A 24,227-nucleotide genomic window follows, 5' to 3' on the forward strand; every position below is an offset into this window, starting at 1 on the left:
AGCACCAATAAGCGCATCTTCATAATCTTGTTGCGAGTTAAAGAAATTTTCAGAGTCCTCATTAAATGAATCTACGTCAACAAAACTGTCACTACAAGAGAAAGTAATAAAAGCAGAAATAAAGGCGATCAATGAATATTTTGTTATTTTATTTTTCATCTTTATTACTTTTAAAATTTAAAATTTAGTCCTAATAAAAAGGTTCGGGGCACTGGATAAAATCCCTGGTCTATGCCGGCCCCTATTGGGTCTCCGGAAGAGGCACTTGGGTCATATCCTTTGTACTTGGTTAAGGTAAACAGGTTGTTTACCGAAATATAAAAACGAAGCTTATCTATCCCCGCTTTTTCAATTACATCGGCAGGTAGAGAATACCCTAATTGTACATTTTGCAATCTTACAAATGAGCCATCTTCCACATAGAAATCTGAAAATAATGTATTAAGTGTTGCGCCCGTTGTTACTCTTGGAAAGGAATTTGTAGATCCTTCTCCGGTCCATCTATTCAAGGTATATATCGATTTGTTTACCAATGGCTGATTTCGTTCATAATTTCTTACAATGTCATTTCCTAGAGATGCAAATGCATAAGCTGTAAAATCGAAGTTCTTGTATTTGGAAGAAAAATTTAGTCCCATGGTTGCATTGGGTATTGGATTTCCAATATCTGTTCTGTCATCTGAATCTATCTCGCCATCTCCATTTATATCCACAAATCTTAAGTCTCCGGGAGCGGCATCAACCTGAGTGGCATGAGCATCAACTTCTGCCTGATTCTGAAAAATACCATCGGTTTGTAGCCCATAGTAATATCCAATTGGTTTTCCTCCTTCCATTCTTGATGGTGGTTCCTGGCCTACACCAAAAGATCCCGCAGCAATAAAACCGACTCCATTATTCACTGAAATTACCTCGTTATTTAAAAAAGTAACATTATAATTTATTCCAAAAGTGAAGTCATTAGAAGAGTTGTTACTGTATCCGATAGCAAATTCAAATCCACTGTTTTCAACGAGACCTGCATTTACAACAGGGGGTTGTGACCCGGGAGCAGCAGCCCCCAATATTCCTGAAACCGGAGGTTGTAGTAAGAGTCCGTCTGTTCGTTTATTAAAGTAATCTGCTGTGATATCAATCCTATTGTCAATTAACCTTATATCTACACCAACATCCAATGTTTTTTGTTCTTCCCATTGAATTTCCGGATTTGAAAGTACCCCAACCGCTTTACCAAAAACAAGTTGATTGGATAAAACATAAGTAGCTTCGCCGGATAAAACCGATCTAAAGGCATTACTTGGAATTCTGTCATTCCCAACAATACCGTAACTTCCCCTTAATTTCAAGAAGTTAATTACATTACTATCTTCTAAAAAGTTTTCATCAGAAGCTATCCATCCTACAGATCCTGAAGGAAAATAACCAAACTTATTATTGGGTCCAAACTTTGAAGATCCGTCCCGTCTGATTATCCCCGAAATCAAGTATTTGCCTTTATAGTTATACTGGGCTCTAAGGAAGTAAGATAATAGCCTATCCTTAAACTTGCCACTTAATCCACTATCCTGCAATCCATTTCTTTGATCAACAGTATCTTCTATTTCGGCATTTGCAAAGTCTACATCCTCCGTTTCAAAAAATCCTTGTGTAGTTCCGGAGAATACCCCGCTGGTTTCAAATATAGACGTTCCCAGAGTACCTTTAATATTATGATCTTCACCCAGTGATTTATCATAGTTTATATAGGCGTCAAAGGTATAGTCCCTGAATATATCCTTATTTACGAAAAGCGTTGGCCTGCCCGTATTATTAAAGACTTTTCCCGATCCATAAAATACAGTTGGGTTAAAGCTTTTTCCTTTGACTTCTGCATAGTTAAACTGAAAGCTGGCTTCTGCAGTAAAATCGTTCAGGAAAAGATAGCTGACTCCTAATTTTCCGCTTATCTTATCTACATTAGTTTGATTAAAGGTATTTGCAACCTGAGCCAGAGGATTAATTACTTCATTACCCAGGCCTTCAGCAAGGGTAAATTCACCATTTCTATCTTTTACTGCAAAAGTAGGTGCATTGTTAAGTGCATTAAACAGTACTGATCCTAAAGCGTTTTCCGGAAGTGTTTTTCGATTCGTACCGGTATATAGGAGGTTGGCCACCACATTGAAATCCTTAAAGATTTCTGAATTTAAATTAACTCTGGTAGTATATCTTCTAAAATTAGCCTTAGGACCTCCTACAATCCCATCCTGAGTTAAATAAGACGATGCAGCAGAAAATGTTGTTTTTTCACCACCTCCGCTTACAGTAATATTCTGATTAATTATAGGTGCAGTTTGGAATACTTCATCTTGCCAGTCCGTGCCTCGACCTAAAGAAGAAACATCGGGATAAGGGGAGCTTCCGCCACCAGCTGCAAAAGCTTCGTTAACGATAATAGCATATTCCGTAGCATCCAAAACCGGAATTTGTCTGGAAGTTTGTTGAAATCCCCCCCAGGCATCATAATTAAATTTTAATTCCGTATTACGTTTACCTGTTTTGGTAGTTATAAGAATTACACCATTTGCAGCCCTAACCCCATAAATACCGGCTGTGGCATCCTTAAGTATATTGATACTTTCTATATCACTTGGACTAATTACGCTTAAATCCTCTATAACATTTCCGTCAACTAAAATCAGAGGTCGGTTATCCCCATTAGTGGAAATACCCCTTATACGGATATTTGATCCACTACCCGGTGATCCGGATTCCGCAGTAACCTGTACCCCGGCGACCTGGCCCTGCAGGGCTTGCTCAATTCGGGTTGGGGCCAATTCTTCAATACTTTCTGCTCCTACAACAGAAACGGCTCCGGTAATTTCTTTTTTAGTTGATGTACCATAACCAACTACAATCACCTCATCTAATGCACTGACATCTTCCTGCATTACAATTGTAAGCGGATTGGAATTTTGAATTGTTATTTCTTGGGTAATATAGCCCAGATACGAGAATTCAAGGATATCTCCTACACTTATATCATCAATAATAAAATTTCCGTCAAAATCTGTAGTCGTGCCTCTTGTTTCGTTCTTAACTATAACATTAACACCTGGTAGGGGCTGATCAAGTGCTGCATCCTTAACAATTCCGCTTATGGTCAGATCCTGACTCCATAGTCCGGACGTGCAACAGAGGAGCGTAAGAAATAAAACAAAGTACTTCATGTGTAGTAATTTTTGAAGTAGCAATATATTTGTTTATTCGGGGAAATCAGTAAAGTTTACCACTACAAAAAACATACATACTAAATAAATTGTAGGGATTTTGTCAAATAGTCAAAAAAACCTATAAAATATTATGGGTTTCACATTTTATGGATAACGAAATAAATTAACAAAGCCTTATGATTTTAAGCTTTGTATGGTTAATGTTGTGGTAAATAATATGATTGTTATAACTTGTTATAAGCCTAAAATGTAGTCCGTTAGGCCTTCTTCGTGTAATAGGTTGATTTTTTTACGCAGACGATATCTTTTCACCTCTACACTGCGGACGGATATATTTAACAGAGGAGCTATTTCCTTTGATGAAAGGTTAAGTCTTAGGTAAGCACTTAAACGCAGGTCATTCGGCGTTAATTCGGGGTGTAGTTTTTTGATTTTCTTTAAGAATCCTTTATCCGCATTATTGAAGGCTTCTTCGAAAAATTTCCAATCATCCGTATTATTAATATTCCGGTCTATAGTATTGATTACATTGCGTACCTGAAGATTAGATTCACTATCTTTTAACTGGTCCTTAATGGTATTTAGAAATTCATTTTTCCGTATTATGCTCATGGTGGAGATGGCAAGTTCCCTATTCTTACTTTCTATCTCATTTTGTAGCTGTTCATTTCTAATTTGAATAATTTCCTTTTCAGTCTTTAATTTTTTCCGCTTAAGCTTCCTTTTGTTCTCACTTAAAAGTCTTTTTTGTTGATCTCTATAATATCCCCGATATATTTTATGTGTTAGCACAGCGAGTAATATAGCGACTAAGACATATGCGATAATTGCCCAAAAAGACGCATACCAGGGGCGAAGGATAACAAACTCATTAGTTGCCGTGTTTTTTGTTAAGGTATTACCTACACGTGCTCTAACATTAAATTTATACTCTCCATAGGGCAAATTCTTAAAGGATATTTCCGGAATTGAAGACCATCTACTCCAATTGTCATGAACTCCATCCAACCTGTACTGATAATTTACCTCTGCGTATTTTTCATACTCGGCAACCCCAAATGTAAAATTCAGGCTATTGTCTTTAAAATCAAGTTCACTTACACCATTAAAAGAGATTCTGTCATCTGGTGCATCATAAAATTCCTTCGAAATTCCATTAATACTGATTATATATTCTTTGGACTTCAATTTTTCTAAATCTAATGTTATATAACCATTGGAAATTCCTATTAAGTATAGTTGTTTACTCAAGGGCGTAATGGACTCAAATCCGGGCACAGCCAGAATTCTCCTAAAATATGATGGAACCGGTATTCTAAACGCTTGTGGCTCATTACTAAATCTACCAGGAGATACATGTACAATATTAGATTCTGTGAAGCCCCAAAGCCTATTTGCATTATTATCTACATTCAATACTCCTATTATACCTTCATCTTCATTAAATAATTTACCAGTTAATAACGAATCTAAGGTAAATTTCTTCTGGTCCAGGTCATATTTAAAAACTCCTTTATTAGTAGTGTACAAGGGATTGTTATTATAGGAAATCAGGCTGGAACCAATACCTTTTGATGTTTCTTCTTCAATATTCAGTACTTGTTTAAAATCCTGATCAACAGAAATATTAAAAATTCCTTTGTTTTCATGATTCACTAAAATTTGATTCTCCTCTATTAGTTCTATAAAACGACTGGAAATGTCAAATCCTTCTATTTTGTTTCTAAATCGCCATTCATCATTTAATTTCTCAATAACACTCAAACCGGAGTAATTACCTTGCAGGATTAGATTAGGATTATCGGAAAAGGCCTTTAAATCCCAGGTCCCTGGAAATTCTGATATTTGTTTTGCCAAGTTATCCTCAACAACAAAAGTTCCTGCATTATGCCCACAGAATAATGTATTGTCAATAGATCTCAAGCACCAGACCTGGCCTTTAGTTTTTTTAACAAACTCAAAATCTCCTTCCTCATTCAGTCTTTTGTAAAATAAACCTTGATTTGTTCCCAGGTAAAGAATATTATCAAAAATAATTGAGGCATAAACGGCACCTAATCTTCCTATTTTATCAATATATTCATTAAATGGAGAATTTAAATTTATGATGCTTATCCCGTTATCCAGTCCCAGCCAAAGATTGTTTTCAACATCCTCAAATATTGAAAGCACTGTATTATTATTTAATCCTTTAATCTGGTTAATTTTTCTAATTATTCGCCCATTGGTATCCAGATGATAAATACCCTTTGAAATTGTGCCCAAAATAAAACCACCGTCCTCCAGGCGTAAACTGCTATAAACATTAACTGAGGATAATTCCTTGATTGCTTCTATATTCCATATTTCAAGACCTTCCGGAGTAAGGAAATAAAACTCACTACGTTCTGTAAGTATTAATAAGCGGTTATTTTTAGAAAATACGCCAATAACAATATTGTCCTTAATTACCTCATCATTGGAAACCAAGACCGATTTGCCATTTTCTATTTTAAAAATACCCTCATTTACTTTTTGAAAATAGATGGTATTATCAACATTAAAAATTTCTGCCCTGACACTTTTGGCTTCCAGGATATCAAAAGTTTTATCGGTTGTATCATAAATATAAATGCGATCTAATGACTGAAACAACAGCCATTTTTCAAATTCCAGGATATTCCAGAATTGTTCATCTTCAACTAAATCTTCCTCAAGCTGATTAATCAGGGAATAATAATCCAAAATTCCATATTCATTTCTCTTCCAATACCCAAACTCCATGTAGCATCCGGTGTAAATTAAATCACCAACTACATTAACAGATCTTATATAAGTACCATTTGGAGAAGGATACAATTTCCATTGAGCTCCATTAAATTCAAGCAGGCCTGCATTATTGGCTACATAAATAAACTTTTCGCCGGACTGGGAAATGGCCCAGTTTTGTGTTCCTGCCCCGTAATCAACAGGAGCATAATTTTGAATAGGAGGTACTTCCTGGGCATAAGCCAAGAAATTGCAAAATAATAAAAGAAGAATAAAGACTATTCTCAAACCAGGCGTATAAAGAGGAACTATTCTTTTAAAGGTAAGAAAAGAATAACATATCACTTATTAATCTCTCGGAACATGAACAATCAAACAATCTCGGCACTCAAGCCTGCCTGCAATAATTTACTGCAACGGGGTTCTAATTCCTTATATGCCCCGGTTTTGACCGTGCATTTGCCTTTGTAATGAACTATTAATGAACATTGTTCTGCCTGTTCTGCAGTATGTTCACAAACATTAATTAAGGTGTGAATAACATGTTCAAAGGTATTTACTTCATCATTGAACAATACTATTTCATTTTGTTTCAGCGTCTCCTCATCCAGAAGTAGTTCTTCGGAGACTTTTTCCTTAGTACTCATAGAGTTAGCTTTTTGTATTAACTAAAATACATATTTTGACGCAACCCAGTTATTTTTTTCCAGATTTTCTTGAAATGAAAGTCCGTGGGCCAAACATTCCTTTGAAATAAGGCCAATATCTTCTTTGTAAAATCCACTTAAAAGCAATACTCCTTCCTTTTTCAGGTGCTTTTTATAAACGGTAATATCTGAAAGCAAAATATTGCGATTTATATTCGCTAAGATGATATCGTAATTTTGATCTGTCAATAAATTCGCATCACCTTCAAACACCTTAATCTGTTCACATTTATTAGCAGACACATTTTCCGTTGCATTCAGAAAACTCCAGTTATCTATATCTATGGCATCTACAGACCGGGCTCCTTTCATAGCAGCCAAAATAGCCAGAACACCGGTTCCGCAGCCCATATCCAATACAGACTTATCTTTGAAATCCAGTGCCAAAATCAATTGAAGCATCATATGCGTAGTTTCATGATGTCCGGTGCCAAAACTCATTTTAGGAGTTATAACTATATCAAAGTCGACATCCGGTTTGTCATGAAAATGGGCTCTTACAACACATTGATTATCTACATTTATGGGTTCAAAATTCTTTTCCCATTGTTCATTCCAGTTTAGCTGTTCTATTTCAGATATTTCATAATCAATACTAAAATCTTCATTGGCAAGAATGTGGACGTTTCGTAAGTCCATAGGGTTCCATAACTCCTTTTTGACATAAGCCAACAAACCATCCTTTGTTTCCAAAAAACTGTCAAAACCCAGTGCGGCCAGCTCGGCTATTAAAATGTCCACAGCAGGTTGTAAGGGATTTATCGAAAATCGATATTCCAGAAAGAGTTCTTGCATAAAAGTTCAGCTGGCCCTAATAATGTCAATAAAGTCATCCGCTACTAAGGCAGCTCCACCTATTAATCCTCCATCCACATCGGGTTTTGAGAAAATCTCCCGGGCATTCGAAGGTTTTACACTACCTCCATATAAAATAGATACTTCATCAGCGATTGAAGCATCATAAGCCTCTGTTATGGTTTTCCTGATAAAGGCATGCATTTCCTGAGCCTGTTCCGGAGAGGCAGTTTCGCCCGTGCCAATGGCCCAAACTGGTTCATATGCGAGAACCAGATGTTGCCACGCCTCAGCAGGTAAATCAAAAAGACCGTTTTTTAGCTGGGATTCCACCACCTTGAAATGATTGCCAGCCTTTCGCTCTTCCAATTCTTCTCCAAAGCAAAATATCACCCGCATGTTATTTGCCAATGCAGCCTTCACTTTCTTAGACAGAAATTCATCTGTTTCTCCAAAGTAAGCCCTGCGTTCTGAATGACCAATAATTACAAGTTCCACATTGATATTTAGTAGCATATCTGCCGATATTTCTCCGGTATATGCGCCACTCTCTGCAAAATGCATATTCTGGGCAGCGACTTTTATTTTGGAAGATTTAAGCATACGTGCGGTATCTGCGAGATTAACAAAAGTGGGCGCCACTATAACTTCTGCTTCCGTACTAGGTAGTTTTTCAGATAATTCTTCCAATAAAACCTGGGTTTCACTTAAGTTCTTGTTCATCTTCCAGTTTCCGGCAACTATTTTACTTCTCATGTTTTAGATTTTTTATGTTTGCAATTAATGTTGTTCGTCAGTTATTTGGTTGAACAGAAAGCATTAAATTAAGTCTGCCACAGATTTATTCAATCTCCAAATCTTCAATATCGTTATAGTGTACCTTTTGAGTAATTGTCCCGCTTTCTAGGGTTAATACCCCTGGATTAGACCTAACAATTGTCTTTAAGGTAGTTTCATCGGTAAAATAAAATTCAAAGGGCAATTGGTATTCTTCAATAACCTTGTTGGTCCATTCTTCATTGGAGGCCGACATTCCTATAACTTTATAACCTTTCTCGAGCGCTTTATCTGCAACCTTCCTGATTCCTTCATAGGCATCATACTCACTTTTGGCCATGTCATAAGCAACCACAATAAGTAGTTTAGCTTCCTGCATTAACACGTCAGTAAAATCCTCCCCTGCTTGCTCAATAGTAAAATCATGGATAGGAGGTTCATATCCCTTCTGTATTTCTTTAGTCTCCACACCAATAAATTCACCATCTACATCAGGGTATTCCCCATTGGTTACGATTATTTTTTCTTCTCCCTTACTATTAAATTTCCAAGAATATTCATAAATGGGTTTCGGCGCATCTTCGGGATATTCCATCCCGTCTTTTATATTGGCCCCAATCTTGTAAGGCCTGAAGTCAATAACAGGTAAATGATTAAGTACATAGTTTCCATATATAATACAAATAACTACAGATCCCAAAGCAATAATTTGCCTAACCCTCTGGTTAAAAAGTGGTTTAATATATCGCCTGCCAAAGTATAAAATTAAGATTAGTACCAGAAGGATTACATCTTTTGTAAAGGATTCCCAAGGCGTTAATTTAATGGCGTCTCCAAAACATCCGCAATCTGTTACTTTATTAAAATAAGCTGAATAGAAGGTAAGAAAAGTAAAAAACAGGATCATAAGTAACAGGCTCCATATGGTAAAATTCTTACGATAGCCTATCAAGAGGAATACCCCCAAAACCACTTCAAAAATGACTACAAAGATTGATATCGCAAGAGCATACGGCATTAAAAATGGCAAATCGAGAACTCCCTGACTAAAGTATTCTTCCAATTTGAACGAAAAGCCTACAGGATCATTAAGCTTTATAAAACCACTGATAATAAATAGTATTCCAACAAATACCCTAGAAAAGCCAACTAAATGTTTCATACTGTTTATTGAATATTTATTGGGTGGATTCATTCATATGAATCAGGGCAAAAACCGAATAATTTATGATATCCTGATAATTTGCATCAATGCCCTCGCTTACCAAAGTTTCTCCTTTGTTATCCTCTATTTGCTTAACCCTCAATAATTTTTGAATTATCAGATCTGTTAATGAACTTACCCGCATATCTCTCCAGGCTTCCCCATAGTCATGATTCTTATTTTCCATTAACGATTTTGTAATACTAACATGCTTGTCGTATAAGCTAATGGCTTCTGCCGGGGGCAGATCGGGTTCCTGGGCAATACCTTTTTCCAGCTGTATGAGCGCCATAATAGCATAATTGATAATCCCAATAAATTCAGATTTTTCACCTTCGTCTACTTTACGGACCTCGTTTTCCTGTAAACTTCTGATGCGCTGGGCCTTAATATAAATTTGATCTGTTAAGGAAGGGAGTCTTAAAATTCGCCAGGCACTTCCGTAATCTTTCATTTTTTTTGAAAATAAGTCCCTACAAATAGTTATGATGCCATCGTATTGTTCCGAGGTTTGCTGCATGTAAATTGTTCTAATTTGCGTAAATTTCGCTCAAAATAATGGAAACATCAAAGTTCGGACAAAGGCACATTGATTGATTTAAAAAAGCCTAAAGCTATGGGGGTTTTAAATATTACTCCTGACTCTTTTTATGATGGAGGAAAATATAAGGATGAAGCCTCTATTTTGAAACAAGCAGAAAAATTACTAGACGAAGGAGCTACTTTTGTGGACCTGGGTGCCTATAGTTCAAGGCCGGGTGCGACTGATGTTTCGGAAAAAGAAGAATTGAAAAGGATTTTGCCCGTTGTAGATCTGTTAATTAGTAATTTTCCCGATATCTATTTGTCTATAGATACCTTCAGAAGTGGGGTTGCCCGGCGCTGTCTTGAAAATGGTGCAGCAATGATCAATGATATATCTGCCGGAAATATGGATCCTAACATGATGCAAACCATATCGGACTTTAAAGTGCCATATATAATGATGCACATGAAAGGAAATCCGCAGAACATGTCAAAACAAACTAATTACAGTAAGCTGTTAGAAGATGTCCTCTATTATTTTTCGGAAAAAGTTGCTCTTGCCAAATCATTTGGTATTAATGACATAATCCTTGATCCTGGTTTTGGGTTTGCCAAGACTCCTTCACAAAGTTTTTCTTTGTTACATCATCTGAATCTCTTTAAAACTTTTGGACTACCAATTCTTGTTGGTCTAAGCAGAAAGTCCATGATCTATAAGACCTTAGGTATTAATCCAAGTCAGGCGCTGAATGGAACCACTGCCCTAAACTCCTTTGCATTATCCAAAGGCGCCAATATTTTAAGGGTGCACGACGTTAAAGAAGCAGTGGAATGCATTGAATTAATACAAGCGGTAAACCAAATTGAAGATTAATTTTTTGTTCATCTATTTTTTCTAATTTTACAAAAACGACAAGGATTGGACTTTTTTAACTTTCTGGATTTTAAAATCACGGACATCATAGACATCCTCCTTGTCGCCATACTGCTTTATTACATCTACAAACTGGTACGAGGTACTGTAGCTATTAATATTTTTATTGGAATTGTTATTGTATGGGGGTTTTGGAAATTAACCCAATTACTGGATATGAAAATGATCAGTAGTATGGTTGGTGGTTTTATGTCGGTTGGTTTAATTGCTTTAATTGTTGTTTTTCAACAGGAAATACGAAAATTCCTTCTTATGATTGGTTCCACCAACTTGTCCAACAAACGGAATTTTGTAAAACGATTTAAATTTTTAAGACAGGAAGGTATTGCTTCTAATCTGGATGTTGATGCAATTCTCAGAGCTTGCGACAAAATGAGTAAAAGCAGGACGGGTGCCATTTTGGTTATAAAGCGAAGTAATTCTCTTGATTTTGTAAAATCTTCCGGAGATCCTATGAATGTGGAAGTTAATCAACCTATCCTGGAAAGTATCTTTTATAAGAATAGTCCATTACATGATGGGGCAGCCATTATAGAGAATAATAATATTACGGCTACCAGAGTCATATTACCTTTATCCAATGAGCGTAATATTCCTTTGCGTTTTGGTTTGAGACACCGGGCGGCTGTTGGAATTACGGAGCGTACAGACGCGCTTGCCCTTGTTCTTAGTGAAGAAACCGGATTGATCTCTTATATAAACAATGGCGAATTTGTAGCGTATAAGGACTTATCTGAATTGGCTAACAGGATTAAATTAGATTTACTCTAAACATGGAGTGCAAAAATTGCCTTCCATTCTAAAAAAAGATTTTAGCCTTAATTGGGTATTTTGGCTTAATTATGGCTTTCTATGTTATACTTTTTGTAACAGGAACAATCACTTTGGAAGATCTTAAACCAGTCAGGAATTAAGAGGATTTAATTACCTAAGCTGCTTCCTCAGCCATAAACTGGGCCTCATAGAGCTTATTGTAATAGCCTCCTTTTTTGAGTAACTCCTTGTGTGTGCCACTCTCAAGAATTTTACCGGCATCCATGACTAGAATTTTATCGGCCTTTTTTACGGTGGCAAGGCGATGAGCAATAATTATAGAAGTCCTGCCTGTAGTGATTTTTTCGGTAGCTTTTTGGATCAGTTGCTCAGAATAGGTGTCCACGGAGGAAGTAGCTTCATCCAGAACCAATATGCTGGGATTACTCACATAGGCCCGTAAAAACGCAATTAGCTGCCGTTGACCGCTGGAAAGCATGGCTCCTCTTTCTTTTACATTGTATTGGTATCCACCGGGTAAACTCGTGATAAACTCATGAACACCTATTTGTTTTGCAGCTTTCTCAATACTCTCCAAAGAAATCGTTTTATCCCTGAGGGAAATATTGTTGGCTATGGTATCTGCAAAAAGAAAGACATCCTGCAATACAACTGCTATGTTCCTGCGCAGGGAAGCCAATTTGTAGTTGGTAATATTGATCCCATCTACCAGGATTTCACCTGAATTAATCTCATAAAAACGATTTAAAAGATTTATAATAGTTGATTTCCCAGCGCCCGTTGCTCCCACTATTGCCACGGTCTGGCCAACTTTTACATCAAAGGAGATCCCATGCAATATTTCCTCATCTTTAAGGTAGCCGAAACGAACACCTGAAAATTTTATATTTCCGAGTACGTGATCTTTTTCCACAGTCCCAATATCCTCAATATGACTATCTGTATCCAAAATTTTAAAAACCCTGTTTGCTGCCACCATCCCCATTTGAAGCGTATTAAATTTATCAGCTATCTGTCTGAGTGGCTGAAACAACATGCCTGACAACAGAATAAAGGCAAAAATTGTCCCGTATTCGTCCACTTCAATATTAGTTACATTCTGCAGACCTCCGTACCAAACTATTAATCCAATAGTGATAGATGAAACGATATCGGCTATAGGGAAGAAGAAAGAATTGTACCAAACCGTTTTAAGCCAGGCATTCATATGCTTTTTATTTATTTCCCGAAACTTTTCACTTTCTATTTTTTCTCTTGTAAACAGCTGCACGATCTTCATTCCTGTTATACGTTCCTGAACAAAGGAATTCAGGTTGGAAACTTCAGCCCTTACATCTATAAAAGCTTTCTTCATTGCCCGTTGGAATATTCGGGTAGCATATAAAATTACAGGTAGAACCGCCATCACGATAAGTGCCAATTTCCAATTAATTATCAACATGACTACGCCCACAACGATCATTTTAAGAAGATCGGATACGATAACAAAAAATCCCTGACTAAAAATCTCGCCTATACGCTGCAAATCAGATACAGTGCGGGTAACGAGCAAACCGATTGAAGAATCATCGAAATACTTCATTTTAAACCCTATCATTTTTTTGAAAAGGTTGATCCGGATATCTCTGATTACCGATTCTCCCAACCAATTGGCATAATAACTAAAACACAACTGGCTGATCACCTGCCCCAAAAGTACTCCTGCCATTGCGAGGATAAGAAATAAAAGTCTTTGAGAATCACCTTGTCTTACGGCACCATCAATTATTTCGCCGACTATAAGTGGAGTTAAAACTGCAAAACCCGAAATAAAAATGGCAGCCAGGGCCACTCCATAAAATGTAAGTTTATAGGGTTTAGTATAAGCTAAAACTCGTTTGAAGAGTCTAAAATCAAATGCTTTTCCGGTGTCTTTATCCATTAAATTCCAGAATGGTTGAAGGGTATAAAACTTTGGTCAAATATAAGCCTTTTGCCGGGACGGAAGCACCGGCAGCACTTCTATCCTTACTTTTTATAATAGTCTTAACATCTTCAGAAGAACTTTTTCCAAGACCGACATCCAGTAAGGTTCCCACTATAGCGCGCACCATATTCCTCAGAAAACGGTCTGCTGTAATTGTAAAAACAAGCTTGTCTCCAATTAAACTCCAGGTCGCAGATTTAATTTTGCACAGATTAGTTTTAACATCCGTATTTGATTTAGAAAAGCATTCAAAGTCATGATGTTCCAACAAAATGCCGGCTGCTTTATTCATTGCAGGAATATCCAATCTGTGTTTTATAAAATGTGCAGTATCCTTATAAAATGGGTTCTTTTCAAGCGCTATCCAATATTCATAGGTGCGTTCCACGGCATCAAAACGAGCATGTGCATCCTCCGGGACCACATTAATCTTTTGGATAGCAATATCCTCCGGCAAAAAGCCATTTAACCTATAAGTAAGGTCTGTTAAACTATTGATTTCATGAAAATCAAAATGCGCATACATCTTTTTTGCATGGACTCCGGCATCTGTTCTGCCAGCACCAACAAGGCTTATAGGCGATTTTAGTAGTGTACTTAATGATTCTTCCATTAACTGTTGGACAGTAGAAGCGTTTGGCTGTCGCTGCCATCCGTGGTAGGCCTGTCCGAAGTATGAAAAAGCGACAAAATATCTCAAGCTATTATTCTATTTTTGTGAAAGGCAAAGATAACGAAGTTAGCCGTTAGAAATAAAGACCTTCTGGTTTGTATAAATCTGAATACTATTTTTGTACAGCTGCAACGGACCTATTAGACATTTGTGTGCTATAATAAATTCTCACTGATATAATGACCCACATCTTACTTCTATCCGATACCCATGGTTATATAGATGATACTATCCTCAAGTATGCCAAACAGGCCGATGAAATATGGCATGCGGGAGATATTGGTTCTTTTGATGTTACCGATGCTCTGGCTGCATTAAAACCGATTCGCGCTGTATATGGCAATATTGATAACCATAAATTACAAAAGGAATTTCCGTTAGACAACCGTTTTAAATGTGAGAATGTAGCCATTTGGATGACCCACATTGGAGGCTATCCCAATAGATATGATAAGAGAATCAGGGAAGAAATCAAAATGAATCCGCCTAAACTATTTATTTCAGGGCATTCCCATATTCTTAAGGTAATGTGGGACAAAAAACTAAACTTGTTGCATATGAATCCCGGTAGTTGTGGAAAGAACGGTTTTCATCAAATCAGGACAATGCTCCGGTTTGATATAGACGGGGAAGAAATAAAAAACCTGGAGGTTATAGAATTGGGAAAGCGCCAGGGATAGCAGCGGCATCCTTTTTTGCTATTATCCTGAGCACAGTTGAAAGAAAAGCAAAAAAGATATAGCGAATAGCCCGGTCCTCCGGAGCCCGAATTTAATGAGGGCGCAGGAGGAAGCGCCAAAAAACGTTTATTTATAACGTAAAACCCTGAAGTAGAGATAAACTTACTTCAGGGTTACGCACTAATACTACTAAGATGTTAGGTTTAACGCAAGCGATCAACAGATTTTACAAGATCTTCATCCTTTTTTATGGCCCTGTTGGCCAGAACTAAAAAAACGATAGAAAATACAGGAATGAGCATCCCAATACCCTTCTCTGAGACCGAGGTCTCTCCGGATAAGTTTAGCGATCGGTAAACGAAAAATCCCAGTAAAAAAAGATTTAATATTATATTCAACCTGTTAAAAACAAATTGATTTTTTCGATTCTTAAATATAAAAATAGTGATAAGCGCCAGGACGGAAGAAGCTGCAAAAATAACCGCAACCCAAGTAATATCCATCGCAAAAACGGTATCTCCTTCAATTCCAGTCCAAAGGCTTAAATAAAAAGGTAATACTCCGGTAAAGAGAGCCACCAAAACTAAATAAACGGTTTGTATGCGTTGAATCATAGTTTATCTGAAAACAGAAGTGCAAAAGTACATGTCTTTTAAAACAATCCCATAAAATTTAATATAAAAAATAGCACTTCCGTAATGTAAGTTCGTGGTATCAGCAATGACTAAGCGGGTTAGAACCAATCTATTTGCGCAAATCATATGTCGATACGAAAAGGGTAAGAAATAAATTAATAAGTAATAAGAGATGATTTGTTTAAAATAATTTGTAATATTGTGTCGTTATACATAATAACACTTACCTATTGGGGTCTCAATCCCATGTAATACCCAAAAAAAGTAATATACTCCAATTTTTATATACTATAATTTATTTTATACTCAATGTTTGAGATTTCAGATTTAAAAGCAAAAAAGCTGCCTGAGCTTCAGGATATAGCCAAAAATTTAAGCGTCCCCAAATACAAGACCTTAAAAAAACTGGATTTGGTTTACCAAATTCTTGATCTACAGGCCAGTAATCCCAAAGCCGTGCAAGCAACAACAGTGGCAACGGTGGTAAAGGAAAAAGCACCGGAAAAACCACGCAGACCACTTGTTCCTAAGGAAAGTTTTAAGACTGCTCCTCAGAAAAACCGCACTTCTATAGAGAAGGTGGCTAAACAAGAACCAAAAAAAGAAGGTTCACAACAAAAAAGCCCTTCATATCAGGGCAATAAAGAACAACCTAAAAATAACCCTCAACACAATAAGGGCCAGCATAGCAAAAAGATTCAGCATCATAAGAACGGGCAGGATAGCAAGACTAGTAATTTTGATAAGGACCTGAAAAATAAATACAAGCAACCTGAATACGAATTTGACAGTATTATTGAAAGCGAAGGCGTTCTTGATATTATGCAGGATGGTTATGGATTTCTAAGATCTTCAGATTACAATTACCTTTCTTCTCCTGATGATATTTATGTATCCCAATCGCAAATAAGGCTATTTGGTCTCAAAACCGGCGATACTGTTCTGGGTAATGTACGTCCACCTAAAGAAGGAGAAAAATATTTCCCCTTAATTAAGGTGAATAAAATAAATGGAATGGACCCTCAGGTAGTAAGAGACAGAGTTTCTTTTGAACACCTGACTCCTTTGTTCCCACAAGAAAAATTTAATTTGGCAGAACGCCAAAGTAACCTGTCTACTAGAATAATTGACTTGTTTTCCCCTATTGGCAAAGGACAACGTGGAATGATCGTTTCCCAGCCAAAAACAGGGAAAACTATGCTTTTGAAAGATATCGCAAATGCCATTGCAGCCAATCATCCTGAAGTATATCAGATTGTTCTTCTGATAGATGAACGTCCGGAAGAAGTAACGGATATGCAGCGTAATGTAAGTGGTGAAGTGGTTGCCTCCACTTTTGACAAGGAAGCTACTGAACATGTTCGTGTGGCTAACATAGTACTGGAAAAGGCAAAAAGACTGGTAGAATGCGGGCATGATGTGGTTATACTATTAGATTCCATTACACGTCTTGCAAGAGCTTACAATACAGTTCAACCTCCTTCCGGTAAAGTGCTTAGTGGTGGTGTGGATGCGAATGCTCTGCATAAACCCAAACGCTTTTTTGGAGCAGCACGTAATATTGAAAACGGTGGTTCTTTATCTATAATTGCTACGGCACTTACGGAAACCGGATCTAAGATGGATGAGGTTATTTTTGAAGAATTCAAAGGTACCGGTAATATGGAATTACAATTAGACAGACGAATAAGTAACCGTAGAATATTCCCTGCCATAGACCTTATATCTTCTTCAACAAGAAGAGATGATCTTCTATTGGATGAAAATACAATTAAACGTATGTGGATAATGCGCAAGTATCTTGCAGATATGAATCCGGTTGAGGCCATGGAATTTATGGAACAGCGAATAAAACAGACAAAAAATAATGAGGAGTTTTTATTGACCATGAGTCAGTAAAAATTATCCCTCACTTAAGAAAATCCCAATGATAAGTAATCATTGGGATTTTTTTATTTATGATAAGTAGTACATCGATTTCATAAGGTTAATTTGATGTTTTATTAGAATATGTACTACATTTAGAGGTAGAAAAGTAGTTCCCTAAAAGTCTAATTTACATATCCATAAAACTTAGAAGCATGAAAATTATTCGTAAAAATGCACCGTTTACGCTATTCCTATCATTTACAGCATTACTTACTCTGGTTAGTTGTGGTGAGCAGAAAGCAAAAGATGAAGTACCTGAAGTCAAACAGGAAGAAATTAAAGCTCCGGAACAAATTGTCTCTGTAGATCAGGCCAGGAGCATGTACAAGAGCTATTCGGAAAGAAGGGCACCCCTTATTCAGAATTACGAAGATGCTTATGATAAACGGGATTCTAAAATGAAAGATTCTTTTGATGTTGCCCGTTATGTTTATTACGATTATAAAACCATCAAAGATTATCTGACTTATATAGAAAAGGTAGCTGCAAAAGCGAATGTTGAGATCTCAACATTGCGCTTTTATTTTTCGAATTATCCAAATCAGGCTAAATTTGAAGACGGGAGTCCTGTGATTCATCCAAGGCAAAATTCAGTATTTATCCTGCCAGCTTCAATTGTGGATAATGCGCAATATGGTTTCTATCTTGAAGAGCAGGAAGACGGTACCCTGGTTCCCGCTTATCTATCCTGGGATTTAGCACCATATATTCCTGAAGGGATGGGAATGATTCAAGAGGATGGAAATTCATATGCTGGAATGGGGCCAAATTTGGACAATTCCAATTCTTCATCATTGAGTCCTATGCCTTTTATAGCCAATGTAAGCACTATTTTAAATGAAGGTGGCTCAGCACCGCCTCCAAAAAAGTAATTTTAACTAATCTAACGCTCTAAAAACCAATGGATTTGAGTTTTCTCAATTCACTTTTGGATAATACGTTTATACCTCTATATGCGATAGTAGTACTATTATCTTTATGGCGATATCCCAGGTATTATGATACCCCTTTGCGGTTTTTACCCATTTTAATAATGTATACTTTCCTGAATGAACTTTTTGCGGTTCTTATTCGCGATAATGATGAGATTAGTCTGATCCTAAAAGAAATTTATTACAACAACAATTGGGTTATTTTCAACATATATAATATTGTGTTTTTTGTGTATTTCTATTTTGTTTACTACTTCTATATCTCTGGTAAAAGGCAAAGGGATTTTATAAAAGTTGGAGCACTTGCCTTTTTATTTATCTCAGTAGCCAACATGTTTTTCCAATCTTTCGCTACTCAGCCTCAGCTTACCGCCTATATTACAGGGGCAATTGTTTTATTATACTGCATCTTTTTTTATTGGAAACATTTAAAAGAGCAGTATGGGGATTGGTTTTTAACAAGAGATTTGTTGTCGTGGTTAAGTTTAGGGATGGTAATTTTCTTTCTTGGTTATGTACCTATTAAAATTGCAAGATATTATATGGAAACAGAGATTCCCTGGGTAAGAAGTGTTCATCTTATATTAATAATCCTAATGTATGGCTGTTTTGCTTTCGGATTTATTCGAATGCGAAGGCGAAAACTACAAGTAGAATAAATCAGTTATGAAAATTCTAATTATCGGAGGAAATGGAACAATTGGGAGAACAGTCAGCAGGTATTTCTCAAAAAAACACGAAGTTGTAATTGCCGGAAGAAACACTGGTGAAGAGGTTGTAGATATTTCAAGTAGTGAAACAATTGAAGCTCTTTTTAAAAAAATTGGCATTCAGGATGCTATAATTTGTACTGCCGGTGAAGCCAAATGGGCTCCTTTCAATGATCTTTCTGAAGATGATTTTTATATTGGGATCCGCAGTAAGTTAATGGGACAGGTAAATCTGGTGCGAATTGGTAAAAAATATCTAAATCCAAACGGTTCTATAACCTTAACCACAGGTATTCTTGCAGACGATCCTGTATTAATGACTACAAGTGCCGCAATGGTTAACGGAGCGATCCATAGTTTTGTCAAGGCAGTTGTCCTTGAACTTGATAATGGAATTCGAGTGAATGCGGTTTCCTCCGGCGTCGTTGAAGACGCCTTAGATAAATACGAGGATTATTTCCCTGGCCATAACCCAATACCTATGGATAAAATGTTAAGGGGATATATTCGAAGTGTGGAAGGGAAAGCTAATGGTGAGATAATTCGCATTTATGATTAAGCCGGTAATTTTCGGTGAAGCATGTAGTTAGAAGCTTTTTATAATTTTACCAGATGGGATTCTACGATTTATCCAAGATTGAAAGGGAAAGACTGGTAGCCGACATCCGGAACGCCATAATTGATGATCTACACCATAGCAGCGTTGTTGCGATAAAAAGATACTTCTCTGATGAGGATACTTACGTTCGCAAGGCAGCCTATACGGTAACAGGAAAGTTGTTCAATACCGAAAGTTCCTTAAAATTGAAAATATTGGAAACTATCAAAGCTATGCTAAGTTCTGCAAATGAAAAAGAGCGACAAACTGCAATGAATGCGGCAGGTGAAATTGGTAAAACAGATTTTGAGAGCGTTTGTGAATTTTTTGATTTTGCTCTGTTTGATAAGCACCATATCGTACGGAATGCCGTGATTGGTTCCCTTAAAAAAGTGGGGGCTAAAAATCCGGAACCCGCTTTGGAATGGGCCAAAAAATATCTTCATCATCCCAATAAGGAAGTGCGGCGTGAAATTTGTCACGGGATAGAATTAAGGGGAAGAACTCATCCTCAGGATATACTCCCACTTCTAAAGGAACTACAATTTGATAAAACTTCAAGAGTGCGCAATACCCTGATTCATGTCCTTGGCCAAATTGCTTATAAAAAAGGTTGTTTAGCTACCGTGGTCTCAGCGTTGAGTAATTGGGAAAATCGTGAACTTGTTGAAAAAGCAATGGATGAAATAGTAGATGTACACTCGAGATATAAAAGCTTTGCAGCTATGACTCAATCGGAGGCCATCCAGTATATTGATCGACACTATATGCCATAAAAAAAGCCCTAACCGTTAGGCAAGGGCTTTAATAGATTTTTCCAATACTTATATTGCAGCAATATGCTTTGTAAGTTTACTTTTTAAATTAGCCGCCTTATTTGCATGTATAATATTGCGTTTAGCAAGCTTATCTATCATACTCACCACAGTTGGCAAAAGGGATTCCGCCGCTTTTTTGTCGGTTTCACTCCTCAATTTTTTAATTGCGTTTCTTGTGGTTTTGTGCTGATATCTGTTGCGTAATCGCACAACTTCGTTTCTTCTGATTCTCTTTAATGCCGACTTGTGATTTGCCATCTTTTTTTAAATTTTGTTTATTCGGGCTTTATATTTTTTTGTAGCCCGTAGGGGAATCGAACCCCTGTTACCAGGATGAAAACCTGGCGTCCTAACCCCTAGACGAACGGGCCATTAACTTTTTTTTTAATGCTCATGTAATAAATGAGACCTATGATTATTAAACAGTCCTCATTAACCACATTTCAATATTTCAGTATTCTTTGTAGCCCGTAGGGGAATCGAACCCCTGTTACCAGGATGAAAACCTGGCGTCCTAACCCCTAGACGAACGGGCCATTAGCGCGCATAAATGCGGATGCAAAAATACAATTATTTTTTACTATACCAACTCCATTATATATTTTTTTGACTACACTTAATATGCCTTGGCAAAGAGCACCCTTTTTGAAGAAGGTTTTCCGGTAACAATGCAGCTACCAGCCTCCTCAGGGGCGTCTAATGGAATACATCTAATTGTTGCTTTTGTTTCTTCTTTTATCCTATCTTCTGTAGCCGAAGTACCATCCCAATGTGCTGAAATAAAGCCACCTTTCTGATCTAAAACCCTTTTAAATTCTTCATAGTCATCAACTTCGGTAATGTGTTCTTCTCTGTAATTTCGAGCTTTTTCAAATATATTTCGCTGTATATCCTCGAGTAAAAACTCAATTTTTGCAACCACCTCATCAGCCTCCACAATTTGTTTTTCCAGGGTATCCCGGCGCGCCAATTCATAGGTCCCATTCTCCATATCACGCTGGCCAATAGCTATTCTTACGGGAACTCCCTTTAATTCATATTCATTAAATTTAAAACCGGGTTTATGGGTATCGCGCTTGTCATACTTTACTGATATCCCTTTATTTTGCAATTCTTTTACCAAAGGGTTTATCCTTTCAGAGATTGCATCTAATTGTTCCAGACCTTTGTATATAGGGACTATAACCACCTGTATAGGGGCCAGTTTAGGCGGTAAAACAAGACCATTATCATCACTATGTGTCATAATAAGAGCACCCATCAGGCGTGTAGAAACGCCCCAGGAGGTGGCCCATACGTATTCCTGTTTACCTTCCCTTGTTGCAAACTTCACATCAAAAGCTTTGGCAAAATTCTGACCTAAAAAATGTGATGTTCCGGCTTGTAATGCCTTTCCATCCTGCATCAGGGCTTCTATGCAATAGGTTTCTATGGCTCCGGCAAAGCGTTCACTTTCCGTTTTTGTTCCCTTTATTACCGGGACGGCCATATGATTTTCAGCAAAATCTGCATATATATTCAGAATCAATTCAGATTCCTCTATCGCCTCCTGTTTAGTCTCATGAGCCGTATGACCTTCCTGCCAGAGGAATTCAGTCGTGCGCAGGAACAAACGTGTTCTCATTTCCCATCGTACCACGTTGGCCCATTGGTTAATTAAGAGCGGAAGATCTCTGTAAGACTGAATCCACTTTCTATAAGTGTCCCAGATAATAGTCTCAGAAGTTGGCCTTACAATAAGTTCTTCTTCCAGTTTAGCGTCTTCGTCTACTACAAGACCACTGCCGTCCTCGGCATTTTTCAGCCTGTAATGGGTGACTACGGCGCATTCCTTTGCAAAGCCTTCAACGTGACTGGCTTCTTTATTCAGATATGATTTTGGAATAAACAACGGGAAATAGGCATTCTGATGCCCGGTATCCTTGAACATCTTGTCCAGGCCCGCCTGTATTTTTTCCCAAATAGCAAAACCGTAAGGTTTTATCACCATACAACCCCTAACACCTGAATTTTCGGCCATATCAGCCTTGATCACGAGTTCATTATACCATTTGGAATAATCCTCGCTTCTTTTAGTTAAATTTTTTCCCATCAAATATACTTTGGCACAAATCTTGTGATCTTATTACCGAAATTGTTTGGTAAAACTAACTATTTTTAGAATGTTCAACAATATAAATTTAAAGCGATGATACAATCTCTACCCCTCTCTAAATTAATAAGGACTGCAACGCTTCTTGTTGCAGGCATATTAGTGGTTTCCTGTGGTTCCTATCAGGAGGCTTCCTATTATGATAATGATGGTATCTATACTGAAGGGACCGAAATGGTCTATACAAAGAAAAAGAAACAGCCTAAACAACAGCAGGGTGATGGTATTTATGGTGATTACTTTGGTCAGAAAGCCGATCAAATTGATGAATTCATGGAAGACGAAGTCTTTACTGATGTTGATGACTATTACGGAGGAGATGTACAAAATGATAGTCTTCAAGTTGTACCGGAAGGAAATTATTATGAGGGCTATAATGATTATGTAGGTTACTCCGGATGGGGTGATAATCAATCTAATGTTATCATAAACAATTACGACAGCGGCTGGGGTTGGGGTGGTGTTGGATTTGGTATTGGTATAGGCTTTGGCTGGGGCTGGGGCGGCGGCTGGGGCTGGGGCTATCCCGGTTATGGTTATGGTTGGGGCTATCCTGGTTATGGTTATGGTTGGGGCTATGGAGGTTATTGGGGCTATCCCGGTTATGGCTGGGGCTATGGAGGTTATTGGGGCTATCCCGGTTATGGCTGGGGCTATCCCGGTTATGGCTACGGATACGGATACGGATACGGATACGGAAGATATTCTTACAACAGTAGCAGGAGGGGTTATTATGGCAATAATTATAATAATGCTTTAACTTCAAATTCATTAAGAGGTAGATCTAATCTCACATCAGGCAGAGGAAGATCGAGTGCAACATCAGGAAATGGAAGAACGGCTTCCAGTTCCAGGTCTAATGTTGGAAGATCCGGCACAGCCAGAACTTCTTCCACAGCACGAAGTTCCGGTGCATATAGATCAGGTACAACTGCAAGAAGAACAGTTAGTGCTGCTGCCATAAATAGAAACAGGGCGTACAGATCAAGCAGAAGTACACGATCTGTTCCCGGATATTCAAGTAATTCACGAAGCGGAAATACATACAGAAGATATTCACAGGGAACCAACAGATATAGTAGAGGGACTGACAGCAGGTCGAGCACGGCAAGAAGGTCTTATGGTAGTTCTACTCAAAGAAGTTCTGGTTATTCCAGGTCGTCATCTTCAATGCCAAGAACCTCAGGTTATAGTTCCGGAAGAAGTTCAGGTTCTAGAAGTTCAGGTAACTATAGAAGTTCTGGGTCCAGGAGTTCCAGAAGCTCAGGGAGCTATAGAAGCTCCGGGGGATCTTCAAGGTCTTCTGGCAGCATGAGAAGTTCCGGGGGGTCTTCAAGATCTTCTGGTAGCATGCGAAGTTCCGGTGGTGGCTCAAGAAGTTCCGGCGGTGGTTCGAGAAGTTCAGGTGGAAGCAGGGGCGGCAGACAATAATTCCAAAAATCAGTAGTATTAAATTCT

The 24,227-nt window shown here is 37.6% G+C and carries 21 protein-coding genes and 2 tRNA genes; 9 read left to right on the top strand and 14 right to left on the bottom strand.

The features are described from left to right. Positions 1–170: 170 nt before the first annotated feature. The 7 genes from Q0X66_RS08575 to Q0X66_RS08605 all read right to left on the bottom strand — a co-directional run bounded on the left by Q0X66_RS08575 (position 171) and on the right by Q0X66_RS08605 (position 9,963). Positions 171–3,209 (bottom strand): TonB-dependent receptor, encoded by a 3,039-nt coding sequence (locus Q0X66_RS08575; protein ID WP_297705351.1) that lies wholly within the window; start codon positions 3,207–3,209, stop codon positions 171–173. A gap of 237 nt (positions 3,210–3,446) precedes the next feature. Beyond that, a complete protein-coding gene (locus Q0X66_RS08580) occupies positions 3,447–6,248 on the bottom strand; it encodes a triple tyrosine motif-containing protein (protein ID WP_297705354.1) in 2,802 nt (933 codons plus the stop codon). 83 nt (positions 6,249–6,331) lie between these two features. After that, positions 6,332–6,607 (bottom strand): ATP-dependent Clp protease adaptor ClpS, encoded by a 276-nt coding sequence (locus tag Q0X66_RS08585; RefSeq protein WP_297705356.1) that lies wholly within the window; start codon positions 6,605–6,607, stop codon positions 6,332–6,334. A 21-nt stretch (positions 6,608–6,628) separates the two neighbouring features. Next, positions 6,629–7,462 (bottom strand): 50S ribosomal protein L11 methyltransferase, encoded by an 834-nt coding sequence (prmA, locus tag Q0X66_RS08590; RefSeq protein ID WP_297705358.1) that lies wholly within the window; start codon positions 7,460–7,462, stop codon positions 6,629–6,631. Positions 7,463–7,468: 6 nt separating this feature from the next. Continuing rightward, on the bottom strand, positions 7,469–8,218 hold the full coding sequence (gene tpiA, locus Q0X66_RS08595; protein ID WP_297705360.1) for a triose-phosphate isomerase: 750 nt from the start codon (positions 8,216–8,218) through the stop codon (positions 7,469–7,471). 85 nt (positions 8,219–8,303) lie between these two features. Then, on the bottom strand, positions 8,304–9,401 hold the full coding sequence (locus tag Q0X66_RS08600; RefSeq protein ID WP_297705362.1) for a BT_3928 family protein: 1,098 nt from the start codon (positions 9,399–9,401) through the stop codon (positions 8,304–8,306). 16 nt (positions 9,402–9,417) lie between these two features. After that, a complete protein-coding gene (locus tag Q0X66_RS08605) occupies positions 9,418–9,963 on the bottom strand; it encodes a DUF1599 domain-containing protein (protein WP_297705364.1) in 546 nt (181 codons plus the stop codon). Between the two features lie 96 nt (positions 9,964–10,059). Here Q0X66_RS08605 and folP point away from each other — a divergent pair, with 96 nt between their 5' ends. Together folP and Q0X66_RS08615 are read left to right on the top strand one after the other, a co-directional pair. Then, complete coding sequence (gene folP, locus Q0X66_RS08610; RefSeq protein ID WP_297705366.1) at positions 10,060–10,842, top strand: dihydropteroate synthase; 783 nt, start codon at positions 10,060–10,062, stop codon at positions 10,840–10,842. Between the two features lie 45 nt (positions 10,843–10,887). Next, positions 10,888–11,673 (top strand): diadenylate cyclase, encoded by a 786-nt coding sequence (locus Q0X66_RS08615; protein WP_297705368.1) that lies wholly within the window; start codon positions 10,888–10,890, stop codon positions 11,671–11,673. Positions 11,674–11,830: 157 nt separating this feature from the next. Here the strand turns inward: Q0X66_RS08615 and Q0X66_RS08620 are convergent, their stop codons facing one another. Continuing rightward, complete coding sequence (locus tag Q0X66_RS08620; RefSeq protein WP_297705371.1) at positions 11,831–13,597, bottom strand: ABC transporter ATP-binding protein; 1,767 nt, start codon at positions 13,595–13,597, stop codon at positions 11,831–11,833. Next, positions 13,590–14,342 carry a tRNA pseudouridine(38-40) synthase TruA gene (gene truA / locus Q0X66_RS08625; protein WP_297705373.1) on the bottom strand — a complete coding sequence of 251 codons (753 nt, stop codon included), beginning with the start codon at positions 14,340–14,342 and terminating at the stop codon, positions 13,590–13,592. Before truA ends, Q0X66_RS08620 begins: the two co-directional genes overlap by 8 nt. Before the next feature lie 152 nt (positions 14,343–14,494). Between truA and Q0X66_RS08630 the strand changes: the two genes are divergently transcribed. Beyond that, complete coding sequence (locus tag Q0X66_RS08630) at positions 14,495–14,995, top strand: metallophosphoesterase family protein (RefSeq protein WP_297705375.1); 501 nt, start codon at positions 14,495–14,497, stop codon at positions 14,993–14,995. 203 nt (positions 14,996–15,198) lie between these two features. On the opposite strand, the gene Q0X66_RS08635 is transcribed toward Q0X66_RS08630, so the two are convergent. After that, positions 15,199–15,609, bottom strand: coding sequence for a DUF4293 domain-containing protein (locus Q0X66_RS08635; RefSeq protein WP_297705377.1), 411 nt, complete (start codon positions 15,607–15,609; stop codon positions 15,199–15,201). Positions 15,610–15,939: 330 nt separating this feature from the next. On the opposite strand from Q0X66_RS08635, the gene rho reads away from it, so the two are divergent. The 5 genes from rho to Q0X66_RS08660 all read left to right on the top strand — a co-directional run bounded on the left by rho (position 15,940) and on the right by Q0X66_RS08660 (position 20,575). Continuing rightward, positions 15,940–17,529, top strand: a complete 1,590-nt coding sequence (rho, locus tag Q0X66_RS08640; RefSeq protein ID WP_297705379.1) for a transcription termination factor Rho — start codon at positions 15,940–15,942, stop codon at positions 17,527–17,529. Between the two features lie 182 nt (positions 17,530–17,711). Then, positions 17,712–18,431: a hypothetical protein gene (locus Q0X66_RS08645; protein ID WP_297705381.1), complete on the top strand. Its 720-nt coding sequence runs from the start codon at positions 17,712–17,714 to the stop codon at positions 18,429–18,431. Positions 18,432–18,466: 35 nt separating this feature from the next. After that, positions 18,467–19,150, top strand: a complete 684-nt coding sequence (locus Q0X66_RS08650; RefSeq protein ID WP_297705383.1) for a hypothetical protein — start codon at positions 18,467–18,469, stop codon at positions 19,148–19,150. 7 nt (positions 19,151–19,157) lie between these two features. Then, the gene (locus tag Q0X66_RS08655) at positions 19,158–19,760 is read left to right on the top strand and encodes a short chain dehydrogenase (RefSeq protein WP_297705385.1); all 603 of its coding nucleotides are present in this window, start codon (positions 19,158–19,160) and stop codon (positions 19,758–19,760) included. A 53-nt stretch (positions 19,761–19,813) separates the two neighbouring features. Then, a complete protein-coding gene (locus Q0X66_RS08660; protein WP_297705387.1) occupies positions 19,814–20,575 on the top strand; it encodes a HEAT repeat domain-containing protein in 762 nt (253 codons plus the stop codon). A gap of 48 nt (positions 20,576–20,623) precedes the next feature. Here Q0X66_RS08660 and rpsT read toward each other — a convergent pair whose 3' ends face one another. From rpsT to proS, 4 genes are all read right to left on the bottom strand, one after another. Then, positions 20,624–20,875: a 30S ribosomal protein S20 gene (gene rpsT / locus Q0X66_RS08665; protein ID WP_297705389.1), complete on the bottom strand. Its 252-nt coding sequence runs from the start codon at positions 20,873–20,875 to the stop codon at positions 20,624–20,626. A 41-nt stretch (positions 20,876–20,916) separates the two neighbouring features. Then, positions 20,917–20,988, bottom strand: a tRNA-Glu gene (locus Q0X66_RS08670). Positions 20,989–21,081: 93 nt separating this feature from the next. Beyond that, positions 21,082–21,153, bottom strand: a tRNA-Glu gene (locus Q0X66_RS08675). 80 nt (positions 21,154–21,233) lie between these two features. Then, entirely contained in the window at positions 21,234–22,709 is a 1,476-nt protein-coding gene (gene proS, locus Q0X66_RS08680) for a proline--tRNA ligase (RefSeq protein ID WP_297705391.1), read from the bottom strand. A 96-nt stretch (positions 22,710–22,805) separates the two neighbouring features. On the opposite strand from proS, the gene Q0X66_RS08685 reads away from it, so the two are divergent. After that, positions 22,806–24,200: a hypothetical protein gene (locus Q0X66_RS08685; RefSeq protein WP_297705393.1), complete on the top strand. Its 1,395-nt coding sequence runs from the start codon at positions 22,806–22,808 to the stop codon at positions 24,198–24,200. Positions 24,201–24,227: the final 27 nt, after the last annotated feature.

The organism is uncultured Eudoraea sp. (assembly GCF_947260015.1).
Lineage (GTDB): Bacteria > Bacteroidota > Bacteroidia > Flavobacteriales > Flavobacteriaceae > Eudoraea.